The 19,663-nt window shown below is 47.4% G+C and carries 18 protein-coding genes; 17 read left to right on the plus strand and 1 reads right to left on the minus strand.

Translation table 11 applies throughout. The features are described 5' to 3' along the window. Positions 1–3 precede the first annotated feature (3 nt). From P403_RS0112325 to pulA, 11 genes are all read left to right on the plus strand, one after another. Positions 4–1,209 carry a glycosyltransferase family 4 protein gene (locus tag P403_RS0112325; protein WP_235195256.1) on the plus strand — a complete coding sequence of 402 codons (1,206 nt, stop codon included), beginning with the start codon at positions 4–6 and terminating at the stop codon, positions 1,207–1,209. After that, on the plus strand, positions 1,206–2,465 hold the full coding sequence (locus P403_RS0112330) for a glycosyltransferase (RefSeq protein WP_029332921.1): 1,260 nt from the start codon (positions 1,206–1,208) through the stop codon (positions 2,463–2,465). The genes P403_RS0112325 and P403_RS0112330 overlap by 4 nt, the downstream gene beginning before the upstream one ends. A 276-nt stretch (positions 2,466–2,741) precedes the next feature. After that, a complete protein-coding gene (locus P403_RS0112335; protein WP_029332922.1) occupies positions 2,742–4,034 on the plus strand; it encodes a nucleotide sugar dehydrogenase in 1,293 nt (430 codons plus the stop codon). Beyond that, positions 4,031–4,831, plus strand: a complete 801-nt coding sequence (locus P403_RS0112340; RefSeq protein WP_029332923.1) for an ABC transporter permease — start codon at positions 4,031–4,033, stop codon at positions 4,829–4,831. Before P403_RS0112335 ends, P403_RS0112340 begins: the two co-directional genes overlap by 4 nt. 11 nt (positions 4,832–4,842) lie before the next feature. Then, positions 4,843–5,673 (plus strand): ABC transporter ATP-binding protein, encoded by an 831-nt coding sequence (locus P403_RS0112345; protein ID WP_029332924.1) that lies wholly within the window; start codon positions 4,843–4,845, stop codon positions 5,671–5,673. Between the two features lie 23 nt (positions 5,674–5,696). Continuing rightward, positions 5,697–6,797 carry a non-hydrolyzing UDP-N-acetylglucosamine 2-epimerase gene (gene wecB / locus P403_RS0112350; protein WP_034801215.1) on the plus strand — a complete coding sequence of 367 codons (1,101 nt, stop codon included), beginning with the start codon at positions 5,697–5,699 and terminating at the stop codon, positions 6,795–6,797. Then, complete coding sequence (locus tag P403_RS0112355; protein ID WP_235195208.1) at positions 6,794–7,291, plus strand: hypothetical protein; 498 nt, start codon at positions 6,794–6,796, stop codon at positions 7,289–7,291. The genes wecB and P403_RS0112355 overlap by 4 nt, the downstream gene beginning before the upstream one ends. Beyond that, entirely contained in the window at positions 7,281–8,669 is a 1,389-nt protein-coding gene (locus tag P403_RS0112360; RefSeq protein WP_029332927.1) for an MBOAT family O-acyltransferase, read from the plus strand. Before P403_RS0112355 ends, P403_RS0112360 begins: the two co-directional genes overlap by 11 nt. Before the next feature lie 16 nt (positions 8,670–8,685). After that, complete coding sequence (locus tag P403_RS0112365; protein WP_029332928.1) at positions 8,686–9,873, plus strand: DHHW family protein; 1,188 nt, start codon at positions 8,686–8,688, stop codon at positions 9,871–9,873. Between the two features lie 11 nt (positions 9,874–9,884). Further along, on the plus strand, positions 9,885–10,808 hold the full coding sequence (locus P403_RS0112370; RefSeq protein WP_029332929.1) for an LCP family protein: 924 nt from the start codon (positions 9,885–9,887) through the stop codon (positions 10,806–10,808). 385 nt (positions 10,809–11,193) lie between these two features. Then, entirely contained in the window at positions 11,194–14,106 is a 2,913-nt protein-coding gene (pulA, locus tag P403_RS0112375) for a type I pullulanase (protein WP_029332930.1), read from the plus strand. Between the two features lie 73 nt (positions 14,107–14,179). Here the strand turns inward: pulA and P403_RS0112380 are convergent, their stop codons facing one another. Continuing rightward, positions 14,180–15,433, minus strand: a complete 1,254-nt coding sequence (locus P403_RS0112380; protein WP_029332931.1) for a dicarboxylate/amino acid:cation symporter — start codon at positions 15,431–15,433, stop codon at positions 14,180–14,182. A gap of 311 nt (positions 15,434–15,744) precedes the next feature. Here P403_RS0112380 and rpsU point away from each other — a divergent pair, with 311 nt between their 5' ends. From rpsU to P403_RS0112410, 6 genes are all read left to right on the plus strand, one after another. Beyond that, the gene (gene rpsU / locus P403_RS0112385; RefSeq protein WP_012369719.1) at positions 15,745–15,918 is read left to right on the plus strand and encodes a 30S ribosomal protein S21; all 174 of its coding nucleotides are present in this window, start codon (positions 15,745–15,747) and stop codon (positions 15,916–15,918) included. A gap of 21 nt (positions 15,919–15,939) precedes the next feature. Beyond that, complete coding sequence (locus P403_RS0112390; RefSeq protein WP_029332932.1) at positions 15,940–16,386, plus strand: GatB/YqeY domain-containing protein; 447 nt, start codon at positions 15,940–15,942, stop codon at positions 16,384–16,386. A 191-nt stretch (positions 16,387–16,577) separates the two neighbouring features. Further along, the gene (locus tag P403_RS0112395) at positions 16,578–17,087 is read left to right on the plus strand and encodes an NfeD family protein (RefSeq protein WP_034801219.1); all 510 of its coding nucleotides are present in this window, start codon (positions 16,578–16,580) and stop codon (positions 17,085–17,087) included. Continuing rightward, entirely contained in the window at positions 17,084–18,067 is a 984-nt protein-coding gene (gene floA, locus P403_RS0112400; RefSeq protein ID WP_029332934.1) for a flotillin-like protein FloA, read from the plus strand. The genes P403_RS0112395 and floA overlap by 4 nt, the downstream gene beginning before the upstream one ends. 13 nt (positions 18,068–18,080) lie before the next feature. Beyond that, on the plus strand, positions 18,081–18,524 hold the full coding sequence (locus P403_RS0112405) for a hypothetical protein (protein WP_029332935.1): 444 nt from the start codon (positions 18,081–18,083) through the stop codon (positions 18,522–18,524). A 160-nt stretch (positions 18,525–18,684) separates the two neighbouring features. Further along, on the plus strand, positions 18,685–19,647 hold the full coding sequence (locus tag P403_RS0112410; protein WP_051667392.1) for a PhoH family protein: 963 nt from the start codon (positions 18,685–18,687) through the stop codon (positions 19,645–19,647). Positions 19,648–19,663: the final 16 nt, after the last annotated feature.

The following is a 19,663-nucleotide window of genomic DNA, read 5'->3' on the forward strand; positions in this document are numbered from 1 at the left end:
TTGATGATTTGTCAAAACTTCTATCCGGAAATCGGAAGTGCTGCGAATCGGATGAAAAATATTTTCAAACGGATGGAACAACGGGGCAGTGACGTCCATGTTTTGACGTCGGAGCCGCTTTATCCGACGGCAGAACTCTATACGGATGCGATGTTTTGGGACGAACCGACGCTTGACGCCGCGCACATCACACGGATTCAACCACGCGACGTCCGGGCGACGACTAATTTGTGGAAACGACTCCACCTCTTCATCGAACAGTTTTTCTTAGCGGTCAAAGAAGTGCGACAAGATCCAAAACAGTACGAATACATCTATGCGACGACACCTTCGATTTTTATGGGACTGGTCGGAGTCGTCGCAAAACATGTCAAACAGGCACCGCTGATTTTAGACGTCCGTGATTTATGGCCGGAGTCACTCGTCGGTGTCGGCATCACGAAATCACGCCTGTTATTGAAACCACTGTATTGGCTAGAAAAATGGATGTATCATCAAGCAGATCAAATCGTCATCAACAGCGAAGGGTTTCGGTCCTATATCGAACAGAAGGGGATCGACGCATCGCGTATTCACTACATTCCAAATTCGATTGAAGAAAATGAGTGGTTGATCAAGCGGCGCCAAGTCTCGGAACAAGTCCGTGTCGTCTACACGGGCAATATCGGACTGGCGCAAGATGTCTTTTTATTACTTGATGTGGCGGAACGATTGATGGTCGACAGAAACATTGAATTCCATGTCGTTGGTTACGGATACCATAAGGAAAAATTCGAGACGTTGATTGCGGAGCGAGGGCTGACGAACATCCACTTCATGAATGCGATGCCGCGTTGGGATGCATTGAAACAGCTTGCTAAAAGTGACATCGCCTTTGCGACGCTCGTCGAGAGTACAGCATTCGACACGGTCACACCGGGGAAAATCATCGATTATATGGCGATGGGATGTGCCATCGTCGGCGCTGTTTCCGGACATGCCGCAAAAGTGATTGAAGCGTCGGGTGCTGGTGTCGTATCGCGTGACCGCAGCCGGGACGAGATCGTCCGACAGATTCGTCATCTCGCAAACAATCCGGAGGAACGGGCATTGATGGGGCGCTCTGGCGTCTCCTACGTCCAAACACACTTTGACTGGGAACAAAATGAAGAACGACTGTTTGAAGCAATCCGTCAAACGTGTCAACAGACAGTGGAGGTGAAGGGATGAAACGTGTCGGAATGTTTGTTTGGAACACGTTTACGAACGATGCCCGTGTCTTAAGGGAATGTACAGCCCTTGCTGATGCTGCGTATCAGGTCGATTTGTATTGTTTAAATGACGGAACGTTACCGAAAATCGAGCAACATCCAGCAGGTTTCCGCATTCTTCGGATTGATCGCACACCACCATTCGTCAGTCTACTGTCGCGTTTTCGGAAGCGGTCACCGATTACGCTAGTCGCGGCTATCGGAGTGTTGGTACTGATTCCGTGGTTGATTCCCGTCTTGCTCGTGCTCTATCTGTTACAAAAAAGCCGCTTTTTACGATATGCGATCTATAACAGCTTTGGCATCGTCCGGATGACGCATGCCGCAAGACAGCGTCAATACGACATCATGCACGCCAATGATTTAAATACGTTACCGCAAGCGATTTTAGCAAAACGTCAGGCAAAAGTCGTCTATGATTCACATGAAGTGCAAACCGACCGGACAGGATATGGGAAGGGACAAGGAATCCTTGAACGTATCCTGTTGCGTTTCGTTGATCGGACGATGGTCGAAAATGATACAAGGGCGGATTATCACCAGCAACTGTACGGAAGCCGGCCGACGGTTCTTCATAATTATCCGTTTTATCAGGAAACGATCCCGGCGGCACGGTCGCTGCACACGGAACTAGGTCTCGACCATGCTGAACCGATTTTGCTCTATCAAGGCGGGATTCAAGAAGGACGCGGACTAGAGCGATTGATTGAGGCGATGCCGTCCGTTACGAACGGAACCTTATTATTTGTTGGTGACGGTAAAATCAAGACACATTTACAACGTTTAGCCGCAGAATCTTCAGCGCGGGAGCGGATTTATTTTATTGATAAAGTACCACTAAATCAGTTGCCGAGTTATACAGCGGCAGCGACGATCGGGTTCCAAGTCCTGCAAAACGTCTGCTTTAACCATTATTCAGCCTCATCGAATAAATTATTCGAATATATGGCAGCACTTGTCCCTGTCGTCGCGGCAGACTTACCAGAAATTCGCCGGGTCGTCGAAACGGAACAAGTCGGTTTGATTGTCGATGTCGAGTCGCCCGAGTCGATTGCGCAAGCCGTCAATCGCTTGATAGCGGATGATTCGTTACGCAATCAGATGAAAAGCCGAGCGGAAGAGGCGAGAAGACGGTACAACTGGGACGAGGAAAAACAACATCTCTTAGCGGTATATGCGGCAGTTTCAGCGGGAACATCACTTGAAGTCAATTGAAGTTACAGCTAATACCAAGTGAAACCACACAAATCGGGACCGTTTGACGTGGATATGGTCGGTATTATACAAGGTTCGTCAACGTGTTCGTTGATTCTTTACAACCTTTACGTAAAGTACAGAAAATGCGGCGAATGTAAGGTCTGTGAAGAATGGTTTAAGAGATGGTTAGAACCATTGGAAACACTAGGAATTGTCGGTATGGTCTAGGTACAGCCACGTCATGTTCGATGCAAGGTTTGGCGTGAACTACACACTAGATGGAGGAATGACAAAATGAAACTTTGTACAATCGGACTTGGATATATTGGATTACCTTCTTCTGCGATGTTCGCAGATCACGGCACAGAAGTAGTCGGTGTCGATATCGACCCACGAATCGTTCAAATGTTGAATGCAGGAGATATCCATATTGAAGAACCAGGCTTAGAAGACGTCATCAAACGAGTTGTCGCGAACGGTACGTTCCGTGCGACATTGACGCCGGAACAAGCCGATGTCTTTCTGATTGCCGTTCCGACGCCGAACCTTGACGACACGTATAAATCATGTGACTTGAAGTATGTCATTTCAGCAGTTCGCAATCTATTACCACATTTAGAAAAAGGAAACGTCGTCATCGTCGAATCAACAATCGCACCACGGACGATGGATGACCATGTTCGACCATTGATTGAAGAAGCGGGCTTTAAAATTGGCGAAGACGTGTTCGTCGTCCATTGTCCGGAACGGGTTTTACCGGGACAAATTCTTCATGAATTGATTCATAACAACCGGATTGTTGGTGGGCTGACGGAAGCGTGTGCCGAGGCCGGGGCCGCTGTCTACCGGACATTCGTTCAAGGGGAAATCGTCCAGACGGATGCGAAGACGGCAGAGATGTCGAAGTTGATGGAAAATACATTCCGTGACGTCAACATCGCACTTGCGAACGAATTAACACAAGTGTGTCACCAACTTAAAATTAACGTCCTCGATGTCATTGAGATGGCGAACATGCACCCACGCGTCAACTTGCATCATCCGGGACCGGGTGTCGGAGGACATTGTCTTGCCGTCGATCCGTACTTCATCGTCGCGAAGGCGCCGTCGCTTGCACGAATCATCCATATGGCGCGTGATACGAATGTCAACATGCCACGATTCGTTGCGGATCAAGCAGAACGTCTCGTCGCCAACCGTGTCCGTCCGAAAATTGCTGTCTTCGGTGTCACGTATAAAGGAAACGTTGATGATATGCGGGAAAGTCCAGCAGTTGAAGTCATCGAACAATTGTTAGATCGGGGACTCGATGTCGCAGTCTGTGATCCGCACGTCGAACGCTCGATTTCGTCACGCTTCACATTAGTCGACGAGATTGAAGCAATCCAAGGAGCCGATCTTGCCCTGGTCCTTGTCGATCACGATGAATTCAAGGCATTTGATTCACGTCGTCTGAAAAACCAAATGCGGACGCCGGTCTTATTTGATACGAAAGGCGTCGTCGGAGAGCTTGAAGACATCATGGTCCTTAACTTCGGTAACTTGCATACACATAACACGATGAAAGTAGACGCTGAAGCGATATGAACAACGTCCGTACTGTTCTCCATGAGTTGAAAGATCATCTTTACCTGATCGTACGTCTTTCACTCTATGAGACAAAAAGCCAATACAGCATGCAATACCTCGGCTGGTTTTGGGAAATCATGACGCCCCTGCTGCAAATCGGTGTCTACTGGGTCGTCTTCGGTTTTGGCATTCGAGGTGGACACCCGGTGGACGGGATTCCGTTTGTCTTATGGTTAGTCAGTGGATTGATTGCCTGGTTCTTTATCGGAAGTACGATTCCAAGCGGGTCCCGTTCCATCTATGGACGGGTCGCGCTAGTCTCGAAAATGCATTTCCCGTTAAGTACGATTCCGGCCTATGTCATTTTGGCACAATTTTACCGGCACATTGCGATGGTCTTTCTGACAATCATTCTTGGAGCTGCCTTTGGTTATTTTCCGGGATGGCATACGTTCGAACTGTTGTACATCATACCAGCAGGAATCATTTTCTTATATGCGGTCTCGCTCCTGTTGTCGGCGCTCGCGACGATGGTCCGGGATGTCCAAAACATGGTCACATCAGGCATGCGGATGTTGATGTATTTGACGCCAATTATGTGGGTCCCACCCGATCATTCCATCTTTAAGACGTTGTTGATGATCAATCCACTTGTTTATTTGATCGAGGGGTATCGTTCAGCCTTAATCGGAACGGGGTATTTGATGGGGCATCTTTGGTACGGCTGTTATTTTTGGAGCATTACCGCAGTGATTTTAATGACAGGTGCAACCGTCCATATCCGATTCCGTCGTTATTTCATTGATTATGTGTAGGAGGAACGAAGATGAGTCATGTCGTGTTTGAAAATGTCTCGAAGCGATACGTCTTGTATTCGCGTCCGATTGATAAGTTAAAAGAAGTTTTATTTGGCAAGATGAGCGGAAAGCCGTTCTATGCCTTAAAGAATGTATCGTTTTCAGTCGAACAAGGTGAAATCGTTGGTGTCGTTGGCATCAACGGAAGTGGAAAATCAACGTTGTCACATCTCCTTGCGAACGTCACGCCTCCGACGTATGGACAGGTGACGTTACGTGGTAAGTCAGCCTTAATTGCCATATCGAGCGGATTGAACAATCAGTTGACAGGACGTGACAATATCGAGCTCAAGGGGCTGATGATGGGACTGAACAAAACACAAATCCGAATGATTACACCAGACATTTTAGAGTTCGCCGACATCGGAGAATTCATCGACCAACCGGTCAAAACGTATTCGAGTGGGATGCGGGCCCGCTTAGGGTTTGCGATTTCCATCAACATCAATCCAGATATCTTGATTATCGACGAAGCTTTATCGGTCGGCGATCAGACGTTCACGGAAAAGTGTTTGGATAAGATGCGTGAGTTTCGTGATCAAGGGAAGACGATTTTCTTTATCAGCCATTCGCTCAGTCAGGTCAAAAGTTTTTGTTCAAAAGTCTTATGGCTCGAATACGGCGAAGTCCGGATGTTCGGACCAACCAACGAGACGATGGCGGAGTACAACAAGTATCTCTACTGGCATAAACAGTTATCGAAAAAACAAGTTGCGCATTACGTGGCAAAAAAGCGGACAGGACGAAGTGATGAAATCGAACGGTCTGTCCGTGGCGAGACGATTGAATTGTCATCATGAATAAGGGATAGGGGATGGAACGGATGAAAAAAGTCATGCTTGTATTTGGAACGAGACCGGAAGCGATTAAAATGGCGCCCGTCGTCAAAGCACTTGAGGCGCGCGAAGGTGTCGAGCCGATCGTCGTCGTCACGGCGCAACATCGGGAGATGCTTGATCAAGTGCTTGAGTTATTCCAGATTGTTCCCGACCACGATTTAGATTTGATGCGTCCACGACAAACACTCGAAGAAATGACGGCGCGGATTTTGAACGCGATGCGTCGTGTCCTCGAAAAGGAGCAACCCAATCTCGTGTTAGTCCATGGGGATACGACCACGACGTTCGCTGCTTCGCTCGCTGCTTTTTACCAACAGATTCCGGTCGGCCATGTCGAGGCGGGATTACGGACCTACCAAAAATATGCACCATTCCCGGAAGAGATGAATCGTCAATTGACGGGAGTACTGGCTGATTTTCATTTTGCGCCGACAGATCAAGCAGCAGAAAATCTCCGACGCGAGCATAAACAGACACCGATCATCGTGACCGGGAACACCGTCATCGACGCGCTCAAGACAACTGTCTCATCCGACTATACACATCAAGTGTTGACGGACTTAGAGGCGAGCGGACATAAGTTAATTTTACTGACCGTCCACCGGCGCGAAAATCACCTCCAGTTGTCACAAATCTTTGATGCCATCGAACGGTTGGCAGAGACGCATGCCGATATTGAAATCGTCTACCCCGTCCATCCGAATCCAATCGTGCTCGAAGCGGCGGAACAATTGAAACACCATCCGCGAATTCATTTGATTGATCCGCTCGATGTGTTTGATTTTCATAACTTAGCGGCCCGGGCAACGTTTATTTTGACAGACTCTGGCGGCATCCAAGAAGAAGCGCCATCGCTTGGTGTACCAGTACTTGTTCTGCGGGAGACGACAGAACGGCCGGAAGGTGTCGCAGCCGGGACATTAAAACTGGTCGGGACGAATACGGAACGCATTTTTGAAATGAGTCACCGTTTGTTGACGGATGAAGAAACGTACCGTGAGATGGCGCAGGCCGCGAATCCTTACGGCGACGGTCATGCGGCTGAGCGCATCGTTGACGCCATCATGAGCGAGGTCCCGGTATGATTTCAACACGTACGTTTCATTTAGCGAGTTATCATTTTTTTCCGCAGGGGAGTCAAGAAAAGATTCTGTTAGAAGACGAGGCGGCAGGTGTGTTGTTCGATTTCCAGGAGGCGACAAATGCGGACAAATTGTATATCCAATTGTTCGATCAAGGCTTTCAGTATCCGCCGTCAAAGCTCTACCGCCAAGATGCCGCTTTCGGACAGGCAGACGTCATTCATGTGACGTGTCGTTTTGAAACCGATGTTCCTTGTCAAATTCAACTATTTAAGATGCAATATGGAAATAAAAAACGCATGGGATCGGAGTCGGAATTCGTCATGCTCGACGGGGCAACTGATCTTCAGATTCAACTGGAGCGGGTCAAAGGGGCACAGTATTTTAAAATCGCCTTTAAATTTCTTGTGGCAGGTGACGTCCGGATCCGACTGACTGAGTTGAAAATCGCTGAACGTATTCAACTGAAACAGGAGGATCCTCACTATGCTGTTTAGTTCGACGATTTTCTTATTTGTGTTCTTACCGATCGTCCTGCTTGTCTATCATCTAGTGCCACGATTTTTTCGTAACGGCTGGCTCCTTGTAGCGAGCCTTTTCTTTTACGCTTGGGGAGAACCGAAGTTCGTTTTACTGATGCTTGCGAGTATCCTGATCAACTACTTGTTTGCCCTGATGGTCGACACGTACCGGCATCGTGTCGGAATCAAACTTGTCATGGCGAGCATGGTCATCACGAACCTCGCCCTACTCGGCTGGTTCAAGTACAGTGGCTTTTTCATGGCGTCTTTGAATCAAACGTTGCAGACGGAGCTGTTTGTTCCGGAAGTCGTGTTACCGATCGGGATTTCTTTCTTTACGTTTCAGGCGATGAGTTATGTCATCGATGTCTACCGGGAAGCGGGGAAAGTCCAGAAAAACCCACTTGATTTAGCACTGTACATCGCGTTATTTCCGCAATTGATTGCCGGGCCAATCGTCCGCTACGAGACGGTCGCAAATGAAATCAACGATCGGCAAGAGACATTACCTGATTTCGCGCTCGGTGTCCGTCGTTTTATTATCGGGTTGTCGAAAAAATTGATTTTAGCGAATGGTTGCGGACAAGTGGCAGATGCCGTCTTCAAGATGAATGATTTGTCGATGGGGCTGGCATGGATTGGCATCATCGCCTATGCGCTACAAATTTACTTTGATTTTTCCGGATATAGCGATATGGCGATTGGACTCGGACTGATGTTCGGATTTCATTTTTTGGAAAACTTCAACTATCCGTACATCGCGAAGTCCGTCTCGGAGTTTTGGCGACGTTGGCATATCTCGCTCGGCTCATGGTTCCGTGACTATGTCTATATCCCGCTTGGCGGCAATCGTGTCTCACCGCTCAAACAGTATCGAAATCTCGCCGTCGTCTGGATGCTGACGGGCCTCTGGCATGGTGCAAGTTGGACGTTCGTCGCCTGGGGTGCGTACTACGGGATATGGATTATGCTCGAGAAAGCATTTCTCGGGAAATTATTACGCCGTGTCCCCGTCATTTCGACGATTTGGACACTCCTTCTTGTGTTAGTCGGCTGGGTCTTTTTCCGGGCGACGACATTTCCGGACGCACTCGAGTACTTGCGTGCGATGTTTATCCCGACAGAAGTGTGGGATGAACGGGCCAGTTACCAGCTCGTCCAGAACGGCGTCATCTTACTGCTTGCTGCGCTTGCTGCGACACCGCTACCAAAAATACTGGGTCAGTGGGTCGTCGAACGGCTCGGGAAAGTCGGACAGACGATTCAGTATGGCTATGCGATGGTGTTACTGTTTCTTGCGACATCCGCCCTCGTCGCGAGTACCTTCAATCCGTTCATTTATTTCCGTTTTTAAGTAAGGAGGAATCAGCATGGCACATGCGCCACTCAGACCAGACAAGGAACAGCGGCCACGAAAGAAGTACTCGTTCGAACGACTGATGATGGCGGCGACGGCAGTCAGTTTCATGGTCATCCTGACGATGGTTGGTCTTGGGACGGTCTTGAAACAGGACCGTGTCATGTCACAACTTGAAAATCGTTCGCTCGCAAAATTGACGCCACCAACAACAGCAACAGTCGTCAGTGGGGCATACATGGGAGAACTTGAAAAGTATTTTACCGATCAATTGTTGCTTCGGGGGACACTCGTCGAAACACAAGCCCGCTTGTCAAAAACCGTCTTACGCCAACCGTTTCGAAATGGCATTTATACGGCCCCGAATGACTACATGATTGAGTCGAGTCAGGCACAGGTGACACCGATTCCGGACGGTTTTAAGAAATTTGTCAAAGCCGTTGATCGACCTGTCTACATGGCGCTTGCTCCTTCAAAGACGGTCGTCGCTGAGCAGAACGGGATTTTACCCGATTATGTCGCGTCGAACGCGACAGTCCGGTACAAAAAGATGGTAGAAGGGTTTGACGAGGCAGGGATGACAAACATTTCGCTCGATGAGTTGAAGCTGTCCGATTATTTTAAAACGGATCATCACTGGAACATTGACGGAGCTTATTTTGCCTATCAGCAAATCGTTCGTCAGCTCCAAGCGGACAAGGTATCGATTAAAGAAGTACCCATCGCGTCAAACGCCCGGAAAGTATCCGGTCACGAGTACTATGGATCACTTGCCCGGAAAACGACCCTCGCCTATGCGACGACCGGCGATACACTTGCCTATTACGACGCAAGCCAGTTTGACGGGATTGATGTGTGCTACGACAACACGTGCCAGCAACCGGTCATCGATGAAAGCTATATCAAGGAAGCAGGTGATTATGCTGACCGGTATGAAGTCTTTTTACGCGGTAACCATGGCATCATGTCGATGCAGTCGGACGTCAAGGGGCCAAAATTGCTTGTCCTGAAGGATTCCTTTGCGAATCCGGTCCTGCCGTTTCTCGCCCGAAGTGCAAATCTCGAAGTCGTTGATATCCGGTATGTCAATGCCACGTTTGACGTGTCTGTATTCGCAAAACAACAACAAGTCGACGGTGTACTCTTTTTGCATAACTCGAATATCACCGGCCTGATGAAGACGTATCAGCAGAAACTGTGAGGGGGTTAATGATGGAATCACGGATGAAGAAAAAACGACCGAATCCGTTCTTGCGAGTCGCGAGTGCGCTTTTGTTACTAGTTGTCTTGGTGGCGAGTGCGACGACCGGATACGCATTTTTAAAGCTCCAACGAACAGCAGATGCATTGATTACTCCACTAAAAGGCGAGCAAAAATTACCACTTGAAGCCATGCGACCTGTCCATGTTTTGTTGATCGGGGTCGATGAACGGAAAAATGATCCGGGTCGGGCCGATGCAATCATGTTGTTATCGTTTAATCCGAAAACAAAACAAGCGAGTTCGCTCTCGATTCCGCGCGATATGCAAGTCACGTTAGCAGATGGACAGACGACAAAAATTAATCATACGTATGCTTATGGTGGAGTCGAAGAGACGCTTCAGACGGTCGAAAAAACGTTTGACGTCGAGATTCCGTATTACGCTAAAATCAACATGGATGGACTGATTGAACTCGTTGACGCCGTTGATGGTGTGACGGTTGATAATCCGTCTGCCTTTAGTTGGAACGACCGTCGGCTCCAAAAAGAGTACAAGAAAGGACAGATTGAGCTGGACGGTCTCGAAGCGAGTGGTTACGCCCGGATGCGCAAGCAGGATCCGCTTGGGGATATGGGACGACAAATCCGGCAACGGCAAGTTCTCGAGTCTGTCGGAATGAAACTTGCAGGTCCGAACATTTTAACGAAGCTCGAACAACTCAGTCAGGTCTTAGAGGATAATTTCAGTACGAACATTACGTTTTCTGAAGCGACCCAACTGGCACAAGAGAATCAAACTGGTTTCGAACACTTACAATCCTTGAAGATTGACGGCGAAGGGTATATCGCAAGTGACGGCATTTGGTATTTCTTCGCTTCGGAGGCGTCGATGCGGGAAACGAAACAAGCACTCGAGGCATTGATGAAGGGATAACACAGACTGTGGTGTTGTCGTTTTCTTCATTTTGTAGACAAAGCGGCGAGAATTAAAAGCGCCTTCCGTCTTGAATCGCTTCCAAAGCGAAAAGCAACTTTACGCGACCCTGCAGCGAAGCGAAGCGGCGCGTAAGGTTGCCGCTTTGAAGACGAGTCGAGACAGGGAAATGTGACAGAACAGCCTACCCATGCAGGCTTTTTAAATTTCATAAGCATTTGATCGATATAGGATTGATTTTGGACTGACTTATGAGTCAGCCCTTTTTTTGTTCTGGTCCGAAAGGCTTATTTTCTTTAGTTAACTAAAATATACTTTGACAGTATGGGAATTCGTGTGGAAAATGGAAATGAAAACGATTACATACATTTAAGGAGGATGGAACATGAATCGATGGAAATCAGTCTGTGCAGTTGTGCTAACGTTTGCACTAATTTTCAGTTTACTCCCAGTGAACGGATTAGCGCTCGAAAAAGGCAAATCGACGCTCGTCATCATTCACTACAAAGAAGATAAAACGTCAGAAAAAGATTGGAATCTCTGGCTCTGGGCGAACGGACCGGATTACTTCCCGAACAAGGCACATGCCTTTAACGGAGAAGATGCATACGGAAAGATTGCCGCTTATGAATTCCCGGTCGACCAGCCAGAAAAAATCGGCTTGATTGTCCGTGATGATAACTGGAACAAAGATGCCGGTTCTGAAAATGACCGATTCATCACGAAAGACATGATTAAAGACGGTGTCGCGGAAGTGTGGATTGCATCCGGAAGCAAAGACGTCTCACCGGTCAATCCGACAGGCGGGGCTGACGTCGAATCAATCAAAACAAACGTCCATTATTACCGTTATGACAACGATTATGAAAAATACGGCGTATGGGCATGGCCAAATGAGGCGGATGGCCAACGGTTCGAATTTAATCAACAGGATGCGTTTGGTGCCGTCGCGACCGTGTCGCTTGCGAACCCAACAAAACAACGGCTCGTCGGGATCATTCCGCATATCGAAGGCTGGTCCGAAAAAGACGGGGCGGATCGTTTCTTCTATGCCGGAGCAAAAGACATCTGGTTAATCGAAGGAGATCAAACGATCTACTACGGCAAACCGGAAATTGACCGGACACCTAAGATTACAAGTTTCCTCGCAGATGACTTTAAGAAGATGACGCTCAAAACGAACGCGCCCGTCTCAGCAGACGATGTTGCGAATTTTTCGTTCACGGGACTCGTTAATCCGGTCGTCACACAACTTGACGCGAAGACACTTGAAGTCACGGTTTCGTCCGACATTGATTTATCAAAGGTTGTGACTGTGACACATCCGGTGTTCGGTGAAGGTGTGCTTGAAGCAGGACAGGTTTTACGTTCTGATGCCTTTGATCAAAAATATGCCTATGACGGCAAGTTAGGTGTGACGTACAAAAAATCAAAAACGACGTTCCGATTGTGGGCTCCGACTGCTCAAGCGGTCGAACTCGAGTTATACAAGTTACCAAAACAAGCAGCAGCAACAACAAAAGACATCACACAAGAAATCGAGATGAAACGTGGTGACCGTGGCGTCTTTACCGTTACCGTAAAAGGTGATCTCGACGGGACAGGCTACACCTATGAAGTGAAACATGCAAAAGATACGACGCGTGCCGTCGATCCGTATGCGACCGCTGTTGCTGTCAATGGAGATCAAGGTGTTGTCGTTGATTTAAAGGAGACAGATCCGAAACGCTGGACGAAATCGAAGGTGCCGCTCAAACAAGCGACAGATGCCATCATCTATGAAACCCACGTCCGTGATTTGTCGATGTTTGATGTGACCGGTTCAGGCTATGATTCAGGAATTAAGCAAAAAGGGAAGTACCTCGGAGTAGTTGAACGTGGAACACGTTTAATGAAAGATGGCAAGAAAACGAAGACGAAAACAGGACTCGATCACTTAAAAGAACTTGGCATCACACATGTTCAGTTCATCCCAGTCTACGACTTCAATACGGCTTCCGTCGATGAGACGAATCCGTTAAAATCATACAACTGGGGATATGACCCGAAAAACTACAATGCACCAGAAGGCTCATATGCGACGAATCCATATGACCCGAAAGTCAGAATCACAGAGATGAAACAGATGATTCAAGGTCTTCATGACAATGGGCTACGTGCTGTCATGGATGTCGTTTACAACCATATGTTCGATGCCAAAGCATCAAACCTCGATAAAATCGTCCCGGGTTACTATTACCGCTACACAGAGGGTGGCGATTTAGCGAACGGGACGGGTGTCGGCAATGATACAGCGTCAGAACGCCAAATGATGCATAAGTTGATCGTCGATTCCGTCGGGTACTGGGCGAAAGAGTATCATTGGGACGGATTCCGGTTTGATTTGATGGGAATCCATGATACGAAGACGATGAATGCCGTCAAAAAGACGACAACTAAAATCGATCCATCAATCCTTGTTTTTGGAGAAGGGTGGAGCTTGAACACACCACTTCCTGAAACAGAAAAAGCGAACCAGACAAATGCGAAACAAATGCCGGGCGTCGCTCACTTCAACGATAACTTGCGTGATGCGCTTAAAGGAAGTGTCTTTGAAGATACGGATGCAGGATTCATTAACGGACAGACGGGTCTTGAAACCCGCATCAAACGCGGAATCGTCGGTGAGATTGCGTATAACCAAGACATCACGGGATTCGCAGCAGAGCCGAATCAAACCATCACGTATGTGGAAGCACACGACAACCACACGTTGTGGGACAAGTTGAACTTAACGAACCCGAACGATACGGATGCGACGAAAACGAAAATGCACCGCTTGGCGTCAAGCATCCTGTTGACATCACAAGGGACGACGTTCATTCATGCCGGTCAAGATTTCATGCGGACGAAAGGTGGCGACCATAATTCGTATAAATCACCGGATTCCGTCAACCAACTCGACTGGAAACGGAAGATGGATCGTCAACAAGACGTCGATTACATGAAGGGCTTGATTGAAGTCCGGAAAGCGAATCCGGCACTTCACCTCGGATCAGCGAAAGACATCAGACGGTATTTGACGTTTATCGATACGACGGAGCAAGTCGTCGCGTATCAACTTTCAGAAGATGCACCACATCAAAAAGCAGAGTTGTTTGTTGTCCATAACGCAAAACGCGCTGCGGTCAAGCTGACGCTTCCAAAAGGAAAGTGGAAGTTGATCGTCGATGGTAAAACAGCAGGGACGAAAACACTTCGAAATGTTTCAGGCAGCATCACGGTGGATCCACTCAGTTCATTTGTTCTAAAAAAATAACAAGATACAAAAAGGTCGTCCCTACCATGAGTGATTCACGGTAGGGACGACCTTTTTTCATCAAGCGGAAAACTTACGCGTAGCGCTCGTCTTCGACTTCCTTATCTTTTAAGTTACCTTCTTCCGATTTTGCAACGATGACGGCACAAGCAGCGTCACCAGTGACGTTGACGGCAGTCCGCATCATGTCGAGTAGACGATCGACTCCGATGATTAAGGCGATCCCTTCGACGGGAAGATTGACCGACTGGAGGACCATCGTCAGCATGACGAGACCGACTCCAGGTACACCAGCTGTTCCGACTGACGCGAGGACGGCAGTCAAGACGACCGTCGCCAGTTGTCCTGGTGTTAAATCGACATTATAGACTTGCGCGATGAAGACGGTCGCGACCCCTTGCATGATTGCTGTTCCGTCCATGTTGATCGTCGCACCAAGCGGTTGAACGAAACTTGAGACAGATCGTGGTACTTTAAGTTCGCGTTGCGCCGTTTGCATCGCGACCGGAAGAGTTGCGTTCGACGAAGATGTCGAGAAGGCGAACATCATGACGGGTGCAAACTTCTTGAAGAAGAAGAACGGATTCATCTTCCCGATCAAAGAGACGGCAGAACCATATGTGAATAATGAATGGACGATTAATGATAAGACGACGATTGACATATACGCGAACATTGCTTGTAATGATTTAAGACCTAATGAACCAACGGCTGAAGCGATCAAGGCGAAAGCTCCGAGCGGCGCCATTTTCATGACGAGTGTGATTAAGTACGTCATCAAGTCATTGCCTTGTTCGATGAACGAACGGAGCGTTGCTGCTTTTTTACCTAAGAACGTAATCCCGAAACCGATGAAAACGCTGAAGACGATGATTTGGAGCATGTTACCTTCTGCCATCGCCGTGATCGGGTTTGTCGGGAACATCCCGACAATCGTATTGATGATACTTGTATCAGGAATCTCACCGGTTGCCTTTGAGAGTCCTTCAGTCTGGAAATTACCACGTTCGCCCGGTTTGATTAATAAGGCAAGACCAAGTGCGATGATGATCGCAACTGCTGTCGTCGATAAGAAAAACCCGATGGCTTTTCCGCCGACACGACCTAATTCTTTTGGGTTTCCGAGACCCATGACACCGAGGGAAATGGAGAAGAAGACGATTGGAACAACAAGCATTTTAATCAGGTTCAAGAAAATCGTCCCGATTGGTTGTAAGGCATACATATTTAGTTTTTCGTAAATCGTCTTGTCAGGTAGAGCGGCTAGGACAAGTCCTAAGGCGATACCGATGAGAAGACCCCAGATGACTCGTTTTGCTTCTTTCATAAATAATACCAACTCCTTTTTCAGATAACTGTTTATATATTGACACATCTTTCACTGTTTTGACAAAACATTTTAACGATTTTTAGAAAGCGCTTACAAAAAGTGTCACGTTTTTTTAGGTAAAACAGATGAATCTGTTGTAAATAATGGGACGACATGAGACTATAGAAAGGAACAAAAAGGAACATATCCAGGATGTAATGAGAACATGTCAATCAACTATTGACCATTCTGTACATTCCTACTATAATGTTATATGACGTGTCTGACACGTTTCCTTTAGTCGGTAATATCGGAGGGAGGGAAAACTAGTGGAAACTCGTGTACGTAAAAATGAATCACTTGAAGACGCACTTCGTCGCTTCAAACGTGGTGTTTCAAAAGATGGTACGCTTGCTGAAGTTCGTAAACGTAAACACTACGAAAAGCCAAGTGTAAAACGTAAGCTTAAATCGGAGGCTGCGCGTAAGCGTAAGAAGTTCTAACGTTAGAGAGGGTGTATCCTCATGAGTCTTCAAGAGCGTTTGACAGCGGATATGAAGGAAGCCATGCGTTCGCGTGAGAAAGATCGTCTGACGACGATTCGGATGGTGAAGTCGTCCCTGCAAAATGAAGCGATTAAACTCGGTAAGCAAGAATTAACTGATGAGGAAGAGCTAACTATACTCTCACGTGAGATGAAACAGCGCAACGACTCCCTCCGAGAATTCGAAAGCGCTGATCGTCACGACCTCGTCGAGAAGATTCAAGCAGAGATTATCGTGCTCGAAGCTTATATGCCAAAACAACTTTCTCAAGAAGAAGTACAGGAAATCGTTGATGCAGCTATTGCACAGACGGGTGCCTCTGCTCCTTCTGACATGGGTAAAGTAATGGGCGTCGTCATGCCGCAGCTGAAAGGCAAGGCGGACGGTGCTTTGATTAATCGACTTGTTAAACAACAATTAAATTGATCAATTTTGAAGGTGTCCCTCGGGATGCCTTTTTTTATTTGTTTTTTCGACACATATTATCGGAATAATTAGAAAATAAAAGAGTTGTGAAACCTTTTAATGGGTGAAAGCGTATATAATAAGAGTAACAAAGAAGTGTGTTTCAGAAGGGGAGAAGCGTCTGATTCTGATAAAAAGGGGTGAACGGAGTAATGTCTTTTAGCTTAGGGATGATTTTAGCGGTCTTCTTGGTCGGTGTCGTCATGTTGCTGATCGAAATATTCGTCACAGGATTCGGTATCTTTGGAGTTGTGGGTATCGGTGCTGTCCTCGCGAGCCTGATCATGGCTGGGGCGACGGTCGGTCAAGTCGGCCTTGCGATAGGTCTATCCGTATTTTTGTCGCTGGCGGCAGGGTACTGGGCATACCGGAGAATCAAATCCAACCAATCATTATTATGGAGAGGTTTGATTTTGACGGATTCGACATCGTCGGAAAAAGGGTATTTGTCACATGAAGAGAAAGTTCAACTCAATGGCAAGGAAGGTATCAGTTTGACACCTTTACGACCTGCTGGAACGATTGAAATCGATGGGAATCGAATCGATGCAGTGACTGAAGGGAATTTTATCGGCTCTGGTGAGCGAATTATCGTCAAAGAAGTGACACACGGACGCGTCGTCGTTCGAGTCCAAACTACGAAGGAGGAGTCAATCACATGACACCTGAACTGTTAACGGTCCTACTCATATCCGGAGGAGTCTTAATCTTCCTCGCAATTTTCTTTACGCTCGTTCCAATCCCACTGTGGATTAGTTCTTTAGCGGCCGGCGTCCGCGTCTCGATTTTTACACTCGTCGGAATGCGTTTACGTCGCGTCACACCATCTAAAATCGTTAATCCGTTAATCAAAGCCGTCAAAGCTGGCTTAAACTTGAATACGAACCAACTTGAAAGTCATTTTCTTGCCGGTGGTAACGTCGACCGTGTCGTCAATGCGTTGATTGCCGCGCATCGTGCAAACATCGAACTTAGTTTCGAGCGTGCAGCCGCGATTGATTTGGCAGGACGTAACGTACTTGAAGCAGTACAGATGTCAGTTAACCCAAAAGTCATCGAAACACCATTCATCGCAGGTGTTGCGATGAACGGGATTGAAGTAAAAGCAAAAGCAAGAATCACAGTCCGGGCAAACATTGACCGTCTTGTCGGTGGTGCGGGTGAAGAAACAGTCATCGCCCGTGTCGGCGAAGGTGTCATTTCGACAATCGGTTCGTGTCATGATCAAAAAGAAGTGCTTGAAAATCCAGAAATGATTTCACGGACGGTTCTTGCGAAAGGCCTTGATTCCGGTACGGCGTTCGAAATTCTCTCAATCGATATCGCGGACATCGATATCGGGAAAAACATCGGTGCCGTTCTTCAAACGGATCAAGCGGAAGCGGATAAGAACATCGCCCAAGCGAAAGCGGAAGAGCGTCGTGCGATGGCGATTGCGAGCGAACAAGAAATGAAATCGCGTGTCGAAGAAATGCGTGCGAAAGTTGTTGCGGCAGAAGCGGAAGTTCCACTTGCGATTTCGGAAGCGCTTCGTGACGGAAACTTCAGCGTGATGGATTATGCGAATTACCTCAACGTGACAGCAGATACGAAGATGCGCCAGGCAATCGGTGGTCAGTCTTCGCCGAATGACTCACAATAAAGGATGATGTAGGATGGGAAGTTTAATCTGGGTCGGTTTAATGGTGGCATTTGGCGTCATCTCTGTCATTTCTAAAGCGGCAGATAAAAGTAAAGCTAACCAACCGACAAGAACGCCATCAAAAGAGTTTGGGGATTATGTGAAGAACATGGTGGGACAGGCAGAAACGATGACGAAGGATGATGCACCGCCGGCTGTAAAAAAGAAACAGCAACGTCTGCTTCTAGAAGATCGTCGAACGGACATGCAACGGCATACCGATCGTCAACTGGTTTCTAAAACGAGTACGAATATCGGAGAAATCAAGGGGTCAATCGCCGAAGGAGCAATCGGGACGAAAGCGGTCAAGAAAACAGGGATGCAAACGACGCAAGAAGAAGCGCGTCGTGCCATCATTTGGAGTGAAGTCCTCGGTCCACCCGTTTCAAAACGTAAAACGAAAACACCCCATTCATAAGAACAGGTCAGCTTCCTAATTTTAAGGGGGGCTGACCTTTTTAGTCGTTTCAACAAGATGGGTTTTTCTTTCCATCTATTATTAGGAAATGCTAAAGTAGAAGAGAATAGATTTGTGGCGATGACATACTGTTGTCCATCATTAGGAGGCCAATCATAACGTGATATTTAATGAAAGAATTCCATTCGCATTCTCGAATTCAGATCAGACGCAAGCATTCGTTGGACCAAATGATGCGGTGCTTAAAACAATGGAGGCAGAACTTGATGTTCAGCTCGTTCATCGAGGTGATGAATTGATTGTTCAAACAGAAATGGAGGACGCGATTAGACTGGCGACGCAAGTCATCGGCGTTCTCACACAGCTCGTGAATCGTGGGGCAGTTTTAACGGAGCGTGACGCAACAAGTGCAATTCAATTGGCGCGACAAAATCGAGTCGATGAATTACTTGAATTATATGACACCGTCGTTCATACGAATCATAAAGGAAAACCGCTCCGTGCAAAAACGCTTGGTCAAGCACGTTATGTACGCGGAATCGAGAAATACGATTTAACGTTCGGAATCGGACCTGCCGGGACAGGTAAAACGTATTTAGCTGTCGTCATGGCGGCAAAAGCCCTGAAAGAGGGGCACGTGAAACGGCTCGTCCTTACACGTCCTGCTGTTGAAGCTGGTGAAAGTCTAGGTTTCTTACCGGGGGACTTAAAAGAAAAAGTCGATCCTTACCTTCGTCCGTTATACGATGCGCTCCATGATGTGTTAGGCGTCGAACATACAGCGCGCCTATTAGAGCGCGGTGTGATTGAAATTGCTCCACTTGCCTACATGCGTGGACGAACGCTTGAACATGCCTTCGTCATTTTGGATGAAGCTCAAAATACGACAAAAGAACAAATGAAAATGTTTTTGACGCGACTCGGATTTCATTCGAAAATGATTGTTACAGGAGATTTGACGCAAGTCGACTTGCCGCGGGGAAAAACCTCTGGATTGCAAGAAGCTTTGAATTTGCTAGGTGATGTTCGAGGCATTCATTTTGAACACTTCAGTTCTGCTGATGTCGTTCGTCATCCACTTGTCCGAAAAATCATTGATGCGTACAGCCAAGAAATCGGCTGAAACTCAACCATGAAAG

It is taken from the genome of Exiguobacterium oxidotolerans JCM 12280, from assembly GCF_000702625.1.
Lineage (GTDB): Bacteria > Bacillota > Bacilli > Exiguobacteriales > Exiguobacteriaceae > Exiguobacterium_A > Exiguobacterium_A oxidotolerans.

What these genes read in the sequence shown, in the direction of transcription:
- wecB (WP_034801215.1), top strand. Translation starts at nt 5,697, where the DNA reads ATGAAAAAAGTCATGCTTGTATTTGGAACGAGACCGGAAGCGATTAAA.
- P403_RS0112325 (WP_235195256.1), top strand. Translation starts at nt 4, where the DNA reads ATGATTTGTCAAAACTTCTATCCGGAAATCGGAAGTGCTGCGAATCGG.
- floA (WP_029332934.1), top strand. Translation starts at nt 17,084, where the DNA reads ATGACACCTGAACTGTTAACGGTCCTACTCATATCCGGAGGAGTCTTA.
- P403_RS0112340 (WP_029332923.1), top strand. Translation starts at nt 4,031, where the DNA reads ATGAACAACGTCCGTACTGTTCTCCATGAGTTGAAAGATCATCTTTAC.
- P403_RS0112355 (WP_235195208.1), top strand. Translation starts at nt 6,794, where the DNA reads ATGATTTCAACACGTACGTTTCATTTAGCGAGTTATCATTTTTTTCCG.
- P403_RS0112335 (WP_029332922.1), top strand. Translation starts at nt 2,742, where the DNA reads ATGAAACTTTGTACAATCGGACTTGGATATATTGGATTACCTTCTTCT.
- P403_RS0112370 (WP_029332929.1), top strand. Translation starts at nt 9,885, where the DNA reads ATGGAATCACGGATGAAGAAAAAACGACCGAATCCGTTCTTGCGAGTC.
- P403_RS0112390 (WP_029332932.1), top strand. Translation starts at nt 15,940, where the DNA reads ATGAGTCTTCAAGAGCGTTTGACAGCGGATATGAAGGAAGCCATGCGT.
- P403_RS0112345 (WP_029332924.1), top strand. Translation starts at nt 4,843, where the DNA reads ATGAGTCATGTCGTGTTTGAAAATGTCTCGAAGCGATACGTCTTGTAT.
- P403_RS0112405 (WP_029332935.1), top strand. Translation starts at nt 18,081, where the DNA reads ATGGGAAGTTTAATCTGGGTCGGTTTAATGGTGGCATTTGGCGTCATC.
- P403_RS0112360 (WP_029332927.1), top strand. Translation starts at nt 7,281, where the DNA reads ATGCTGTTTAGTTCGACGATTTTCTTATTTGTGTTCTTACCGATCGTC.
- P403_RS0112365 (WP_029332928.1), top strand. Translation starts at nt 8,686, where the DNA reads ATGGCACATGCGCCACTCAGACCAGACAAGGAACAGCGGCCACGAAAG.
- P403_RS0112380 (WP_029332931.1), bottom strand. Translation starts at nt 15,433, where the DNA reads ATGAAAGAAGCAAAACGAGTCATCTGGGGTCTTCTCATCGGTATCGCC.
- pulA (WP_029332930.1), top strand. Translation starts at nt 11,194, where the DNA reads ATGAATCGATGGAAATCAGTCTGTGCAGTTGTGCTAACGTTTGCACTA.
- P403_RS0112395 (WP_034801219.1), top strand. Translation starts at nt 16,578, where the DNA reads ATGTCTTTTAGCTTAGGGATGATTTTAGCGGTCTTCTTGGTCGGTGTC.
- P403_RS0112330 (WP_029332921.1), top strand. Translation starts at nt 1,206, where the DNA reads ATGAAACGTGTCGGAATGTTTGTTTGGAACACGTTTACGAACGATGCC.